The sequence below is a fragment of the Sphingorhabdus sp. genome (assembly GCF_044374345.1).
GTDB lineage: Bacteria > Pseudomonadota > Alphaproteobacteria > Sphingomonadales > Sphingomonadaceae > Sphingorhabdus_B.
In genome coordinates this window covers 1-7,050 of record NZ_JBILOS010000100.1, presented here as the reverse complement: position 1 = coordinate 7,050, position 7,050 = coordinate 1, and the positions used below count along the sequence as shown (strand labels likewise).

General features: G+C 54.7%; 7 protein-coding genes and 1 pseudogene. 1 reads left to right on the top strand and 7 read right to left on the bottom strand.

What is annotated here, in order from left to right; genetic code table 11:
* The 7 genes and pseudogenes from ACIQ5B_RS09440 to ACIQ5B_RS09410 all read right to left on the bottom strand — a co-directional run.
* Positions 1-376: CheR family methyltransferase (locus ACIQ5B_RS09440; RefSeq protein WP_397598794.1), on the bottom strand; the 376-nt coding region annotated here is incomplete at its 3' end.
* Positions 373-1,434, bottom strand: a complete 1,062-nt coding sequence (cheB, locus tag ACIQ5B_RS09435; RefSeq protein ID WP_397598793.1) for a chemotaxis-specific protein-glutamate methyltransferase CheB — start codon at positions 1,432-1,434, stop codon at positions 373-375. The genes cheB and ACIQ5B_RS09440, both read right to left, overlap by 4 nt.
* Before the next feature lie 30 nt (positions 1,435-1,464).
* Positions 1,465-1,830: a response regulator gene (locus ACIQ5B_RS09430; protein WP_397598792.1), complete on the bottom strand. Its 366-nt coding sequence runs from the start codon at positions 1,828-1,830 to the stop codon at positions 1,465-1,467.
* Between the two features lie 88 nt (positions 1,831-1,918).
* Positions 1,919-2,284: pseudogene (locus tag ACIQ5B_RS09425) on the bottom strand (chemotaxis protein CheW); the annotation flags it as partial.
* A 68-nt stretch (positions 2,285-2,352) separates the two neighbouring features.
* A complete protein-coding gene (locus tag ACIQ5B_RS09420; RefSeq protein ID WP_397598791.1) occupies positions 2,353-4,731 on the bottom strand; it encodes a chemotaxis protein CheA in 2,379 nt (792 codons plus the stop codon).
* Positions 4,732-4,816: 85 nt separating this feature from the next.
* Entirely contained in the window at positions 4,817-5,461 is a 645-nt protein-coding gene (locus tag ACIQ5B_RS09415; RefSeq protein WP_397598790.1) for a histidine phosphotransferase family protein, read from the bottom strand.
* A 63-nt stretch (positions 5,462-5,524) separates the two neighbouring features.
* Positions 5,525-5,932 (bottom strand): Mov34/MPN/PAD-1 family protein, encoded by a 408-nt coding sequence (locus tag ACIQ5B_RS09410; protein WP_397598789.1) that lies wholly within the window; start codon positions 5,930-5,932, stop codon positions 5,525-5,527.
* A 16-nt stretch (positions 5,933-5,948) separates the two neighbouring features.
* Between ACIQ5B_RS09410 and ACIQ5B_RS09405 the strand changes: the two genes are divergently transcribed.
* Positions 5,949-6,890, top strand: a complete 942-nt coding sequence (locus tag ACIQ5B_RS09405; RefSeq protein ID WP_397598788.1) for an RluA family pseudouridine synthase — start codon at positions 5,949-5,951, stop codon at positions 6,888-6,890.
* Positions 6,891-7,050: the final 160 nt, after the last annotated feature.

Sequence of the window (7,050 nt, the reverse complement as noted above, 5' to 3'; positions counted from 1 at the left end):
TTGTAATAGCGATAGAATAAGCCTCCTGACCCGTCGAGCAGGCCGCCGACCAGATACGCAGCCTTTTCGTGTCCGAACGTAGTTCGCGAATGTGATCGAGCACGGGCCCCGCCAGCAGCGCAAAGTTGGGTTGATCACGGAAAAAAGAAGTTTCGTTATTCACCATTGCCTCCACGCACGCGCGCGTCAAATTGGGGTCCGTATCCATCTCGATCAACGCAGCGAGCGTTTGTAGGTCGGGCACAGAGTTGCGCCGCATCAATGGCTTAAGCGCCATATCGATTCGCCAATGCCGGTTCGCAGGAACCGTTTGCCCCGTATGCCTTTCCAGCGCCGCCGATAGCGTCCTGTAAGCTTTGGCTTCTCCGATGCTCATGATGACGTCGCAAGCCGTGAAAGCATGTCGGTCATGTGGGCTGGTGTCATAATCGCGGTCGCCAAGCCTTCCTTCACGATTGCACCCGGCATGCCCCAGACGACCGAACTTTGCATATCTTGAACAACAACGGGCGCTGCGCATGCTTTAAAGGTGCGCGCGCCGACGAGCCCATCATTACCCATGCCGCTGAAAACAAGCGCCAATCCATCGCGTCCATAGGCCCGCGCCACCGATGCAAGCATGGCATCGACCGACGGGCAATAACAGCTTGCGCTATAGCGCGATTGATGGCCGATAATGACATCGTTACCGTCCCTGTGGCACACCAAATGGGCGTGCCCCGGCGCGAGGTAGACATGATTATGTTTTACGCGCTCGCCGGCTTCAGCAACCTTCACAGTTCGCTTTGTAAGGCCAGCGAGTTGCCCTGCAAAAAAGGTCATGAATGCTGCGGGCAGATGCTGCGTGATAAAAATAGGACAGTCGAGAGAGTCATCCAAATTGCGCAATATGTGCTGGATTGCCGGGATGCCGCCCGTCGATGATCCAATCGCGATACATTGTGGCTTCGATAATGCGCGATAATCCGGAAGCTGTCTGGCCGTGTATTTGCTGTCGGTGCGCTCCTGCGCCGACCGACCCAAGCGCAAGACTTTGTCGATCAAAATTTCGGAGAAACGTCCGGAAAAACCGGTGCGGCCCGGCTTTGCCAAAGTGTCACATGCACCGAGCGAAAGCGCCTGAACGGCAGCGGGGCCATTTTCTTCAGCAAATGCCGATACGACCAGCACCCTTGCGCCATTCGCTTTTGCGAGAATATCGGGCAGCGCATCCAATCCCGAACGCTTCGGCATTTCTATATCCAGCAATATGATGTCGACTTCATTTTCTTCGAGACTTGCAACAGCAGCGTCCCCATCCGATGCTTCACAAATAATGTCTATGCCGTCGCACTTGCCGAGCACCCGTGCGAAAATCGAACGTGCGACAACGCTATCGTCAACAAGCATAACCCTAATCGGGCTTGCCCCCACTTGTGGCCAACTGTCACCCATTACTGCCGATTTGCTCCGCATTCTGGTACTTCAAATACAGCCGAGGATTTGCAACTTTGACTCAAGCGTTTCGCGATCAAACGGCTTCATGACATATTCGTCTGCGCCCGCGTCAATCGCCGCTTGAATGTGCCCAATGCCATTTTCCGTCGTGCAGAATATCACCTTGGCGGATGGCCCAGCATTCATCGAACGATAGGCACGCAAAAAATCCATCCCGCTCATGATCGGCATGTTCCAATCCAGCAGAATTACGTCGGGCTTTATCTCTGCGACATGGTCCAACGCTTCCTGACCATCGGCCGCCTCGGCAACTTCGAACTGCATCGTTTCGAGAATATGACGGGCAACCTTGCGAATGACCTTGCTATCGTCGACAATCAAACAGGATTTCATGTGACCTAACACCCTTTTTCCGACCAGAATGGAGACTGTATCTCCGCGTTCTTATCGACACGTTAATTTGCGCAGCGAACTCGCGAAATTAGGTCGCCGGAACCATTTGCCCTGAAACCAACGTGTCGGTGTTCAATATCATCACCAATTCGCCTTCATGCGTGGCGATGTGGTCAACATATCGGTTCCACGCGGCCGGAGGCCGGATATTTGAATCTGCCTGCGCGACCGCAATTGGAACGACGTCATGCACCTTGTCGACGAGCAGGCCATATTGATGCCCCGCAATTTCTGTGACGACAGCCAAACTGCCCTTTTGCACCGATTGTTGTTTCCCCGTAATGTGGAACTGAGTATCGATGAGCGTGAGGACGCGGCTTCGGAGCGCAAAAATTCCCGCAATGGACGGGTCGCACTTGGGTACCGGCACGATGTCCGGCACATGGACAATGGATTCGACTTGGCTGCTCTAAATCGCAACCCGCGATCCTGCCAAATCCGCAATCAAATATAAGGTGTAGGTCATGCGCGCGCTGCCAACTTCTCTTCGATCGCTGATAACAACCCGACGCCATCGTACCGGTAAATGCTGGTTACTGCATCGGTCAGGCTGTGGTTGGTATCGCGCAGGTGGAGCGTTCGTGGGTCTGTTGCCCGTTCGCGCGCCTTGGCGACATCGCGCTGTAATATGATGGCGGCGCGGGGTTGATCTTGTTCATCAAAACTCACCGCATATCCCGAAGCTGTTAACAATGGCGCCAATATCGTCCGTTCCCATTGGGAATCGTCTGCACAGTCGATGAAGCACATTGCTTCCGAACCACGATTTCGGCGCCTGCGATCATATCTTTCAAAGAATCCGAACATGTTGCGCAGTTCGACTGCCTCTCCAAAGGCATAGACGACACCTTCATGCTGTTCCAGGTCGGCGCTGGGCATGATATCGCCTGCGATACTAAAAATATCCAGGACGTCGCTGACGGCAAGATAGCAACTGCTGTCACCATCGCTAAGTCGCAACATTTTCACCAAACCATCGTCAGGTGCAGATTCATATTCCCATAAATCATACAAGCCGCCGTCAGCAGAGACCCGTGTTCTACCGCCAACATATTGGATCTGGGCGACTTCGATATCTTCCATCCGCTCAATTGCGGACAGACGAATGGCTTGTTTGCGGCCATCGGTGGCAATAAACAGCAGGGCGGATGGGCCGTTGCTTTTGCTTTCGGCATCCGCGCGGCTGTCGGCGTCTCGATCATCCCTGTTGGTGGCAGACAGCCCCATAGCAGTGCCGAGACCGCTGGCGTCGAGCAACAACATGGGTCGGCCATTGTCGGGCAGAGACGTTCCAGCAAACAGGCCGCTGCCCATCACCAATGGCGCGCCCGGTTTCACCACCAGTTCTTCATTGTTGATGACGGCGGCAACTTCCAAAACGAAACTGGCGCCCACCGCCGGACGCATCACGATGAGTGTGCGGCTCTCTCCGGGGATATCCGCACCTCGGGCAATGCCCAATATGTCTTCGAGCGATTTGAAGGGATAGCGAATATTGCGGATGCTAACAATTTTGCGCCCGCCCAATCCTTCGAATTTAACGTTGGCGTTCGATGTCGAAACCATCTCAACCACCGAACTGCGCGCGATGCCGAATATCTGCGCTCCAGCGCGCACCGAAAGCCCTGCGATAATTGAAAGCGTTAGTGGCAAACGCAGCGTTGTTTTTAGCCCATGGCCCTCATGATTCTCTAACTCAATCGTGCCGCCGATGGCTTGCAAATTGTTGCGCACAACGTCCATGCCAACACCGCGACCCGATATCGACGTTACGCTATCCGCAGTCGAAAGGCCGGGCGCAAAAACGGTGTTCAGCCGCGCACGCGGTGACATTGCCTGCCATTCACCCACCGTTGTCACATTGGCGGCTATTGCGCGAATGCCTAGCTTGTCGACATTGATCCCGCGCCCATCATCCGCAATTTCAATGATGATCTGGTTACCAGACTGGCGGGCAGAGACATGGATATGGCCTACTGGATCTTTGCCAGCAGCGCGCCGTTCGGCGCTACTTTCAATTCCGTGGTCGGCTGCATTGCGCAGAATGTGCGTTAGGGGATCCCGCAACGCTTCGACCATTTCGCGGTCAACTTCGACTTCGCTTCCGTCGATGCGCAATTCAATTTCTTTGCCAAGCTCAATGGCTATGTCGCGCACAAGCCTTGGCAAAGCCGAGAATAATTTGTCGATATGCTGCATACGCATCATGCCAACGGCATCGCGTAGCTCGGCAACAGTCGAAGACAAACGCCCAAATGATAAATCCAGATCGGCATTAGAGCTAATCTGGCGCAGTTGACGCGACACTTCGTTTCGGGCGAGCACCATATCCGAAACGCCGCTCATCAAATTGTCGAGCAGGCTAAGCGACACCCGCACAGTTCGCGTTTTACCCCGTGATACGGTGTCTTCATGTGCCAGTGAGTCGCCCGATTCATCAACCGGGCCCGTGACCAGATCTGTGGACGTGTCTCCCAAATATTTGCGTAACGCGCCGGTCAAGATGTCATCGTCATCATAGACAGATGCGCCGGTTTCAAGTGCCTGGGTGAGAACAGCTACACGGTCGATAACAGCGAGCACCGCGGTAACCAGTTCTGCCGACACCTCGACCTTGCCATCGCGTGCGGCGCTCAGCACGTCCTCGGCCGCGTGGCTAAGGCGGAGCAACCTTGGGAGTGACAGGAAACCGCAACTTCCTTTTACGGTGTGCACAAAGCGGAATACGCTGTCGAGTAATGCGCGATCATGCGGCCGACGCTCCCACTCGACCAACTGACTTGTCAGCGCCTCAAGCGTCTCGCGCGTTTCAGCAATAAAGTCTTCTATTAAGTCGTCCATGTCTGCCGATCCGTTTTAACGGACACGACATGTGACATCAGATGGTTAAAAAGATGTTGAGAGTGCTAAGGGTCAGGACCTAAACCTACGACGAGCGCACCAGTGCGCCGATGACGAGATGTTCAGCATCGGGCTCAGCGAGCTGGATCATCCCGCCGCCCTGTAGTGCAAGCGTGTGCGCCATCCAGGCCGCAGCGGTGCGAGAATCTATCATCGAGGCATCAAGCTTCCCCGTCAGCGCGTCACGCACAGCGGAATCCATGACAATTTTCGGACCACTCGCCCGAATGACAATTTCCTGTTCGTTCAATCCTGCTTCAGCGCCCACGAATAAAGTGCCGCCACGCACCAGGGCTTCATTCGCCAACAGCACCAGGTTCAGCAGGATTTTGACCGCCCTTTTTGGCATCATCTGCGCAGGAACAGCCCATTCCAGTATTGTGCGACCATTTGACGTTATCAGCGGTTCAATAACGCCCCGCGCTTCTTTAGGGTCGACTTCTGAACCAAAGCCGCCAGCAGCACCAAAGGCGAGGCGAAAAAACTTTAGCTTATCGGCTGCAGCCTTGGCGCTTTCCGCCAGCAAATCCATGCACCGTTGCCGCATTTCCGGATCATGCTCGTCCGCGAGCAACTCAAGGCCATTATTCATGGCACCGACAGGGCTCAAAAGGTCATGACACAGGCGCGAGCAAAGCAGGCTGGCAAATTCGATTTCCGTGTCGGACATTAAAAAAGCTCCTTGGGCTGAATGGCTTGTTGATGGCGGTCATGGACTGTGTTTTCGAGCGATTCAACCCTCCACGATCAGCGGCACGGGGGTAAATGCTGTGACGTGCGCGCCAAGAGCGATGGGTTGCCATGCCGTAACTGCTCCCCCTGCAATGATGAGCCATATCAGGCCATCGGGGGCGGCCTGCGCGATGTCAGACTCAGAAGGCCGCGCCAAACCATTCGGGTGCGAATGAAAATAGCCCAAAAGCGGCATACCGCCCTCTCTGACATCCTTATGGACGGCGATAATCGCGGAGGGATCGATTTCAAAATTCCGCGACGGATCGGCGGCGACATTGGCGGCCCATTGCACGGCGATGACCTTCCGGTCCCTTCCACGCAAAACACCACAACATTCATTTTGGCCGGCGTCCGCCGCCCAATTCAGAAGTTGTTTCTGGTCATTGCTTGATAAATGCAGGGCCATAACCCATGTGTATGCGATGGTTGGAGAAAATGCCACATTTACAGGTATTTTGGGCGAAGGAAGGCTCGATAGCGCGCTTGCCGCCGCGCTGCCGCAATTTTCGCGCGCACGCATTCAGGCCCTGATCGCTGACGCCGCGTTGCGCATCAACGGACAAAGTTTCGTTGATGCCGGAAGCAAGAAAATGTCCGGGCAGCATTTTGAATTACATGTCCCTGCCGCCAAGCCTGACACAGCTATCCCGCAAGATATTCAGCTCGACGTCGTTTACGAAGATGAACATCTGATCATCGTGAACAAACCCGCTGGATTGGTCGTGCACCCTGCCGCCGGGCATAGCGACGGAACATTGGTCAATGCGCTGTTACACCATTGTCAGGGCAAATTGTCCGGCATTGGCGGCGTTCAGCGTCCGGGCATTGTTCACCGTATCGATAAAGACACATCCGGGCTGTTGGTCGTGGCAAAAAGCGACGTCGCGCATGAGGGCCTGGCCAAATTGTTCGCCGCGCATGACATCGAACGCAAATATATCGCGATCGTCAGCGGGGTCCCTGCCCCACCTGCGGGGACGGTGCGCACGCAAATTGGCCGGTCAACGACCAACCGCAAAAAAATGGCGGTGCTGCCCGATTCCAAGGGCAAGCATGCGGTCACACATTTTCGCATGACGGAAGCATTCTCCAAAGCCGCAGTCGTCGAATGCACGTTGGAAACGGGGCGGACCCATCAAGTCCGCGTCCATATGGCCCATATCGGCCATCCGCTAATCGGCGATAGCGTTTATTCTAATCGACAAAACCCCTACAGAATCGGACCAGATCAGGCTCCGTTTGACCGACAGGCATTGCATGCGGCCTCATTGGGGTTTATTCATCCGATATCCGGCGAAACTTTACGGTTCGAATGCGGTATACCAGAAGATATGCAGCTTCTGTTAATCCAATTGCGTTTATAGAGTTTCAAAGGGAACGCTTTGCTAGCGGGTGCTTGATGAGGCCCGGTGGGAAGCACAATGAAAGAGGAAAACATGTCTGATAAAAAGAATGTTCCGGCTACAATACCTGCCCTTGGGGGGGACGCGAGCCTTAACCGTTACCTAAGCGAAATCCGGAAGT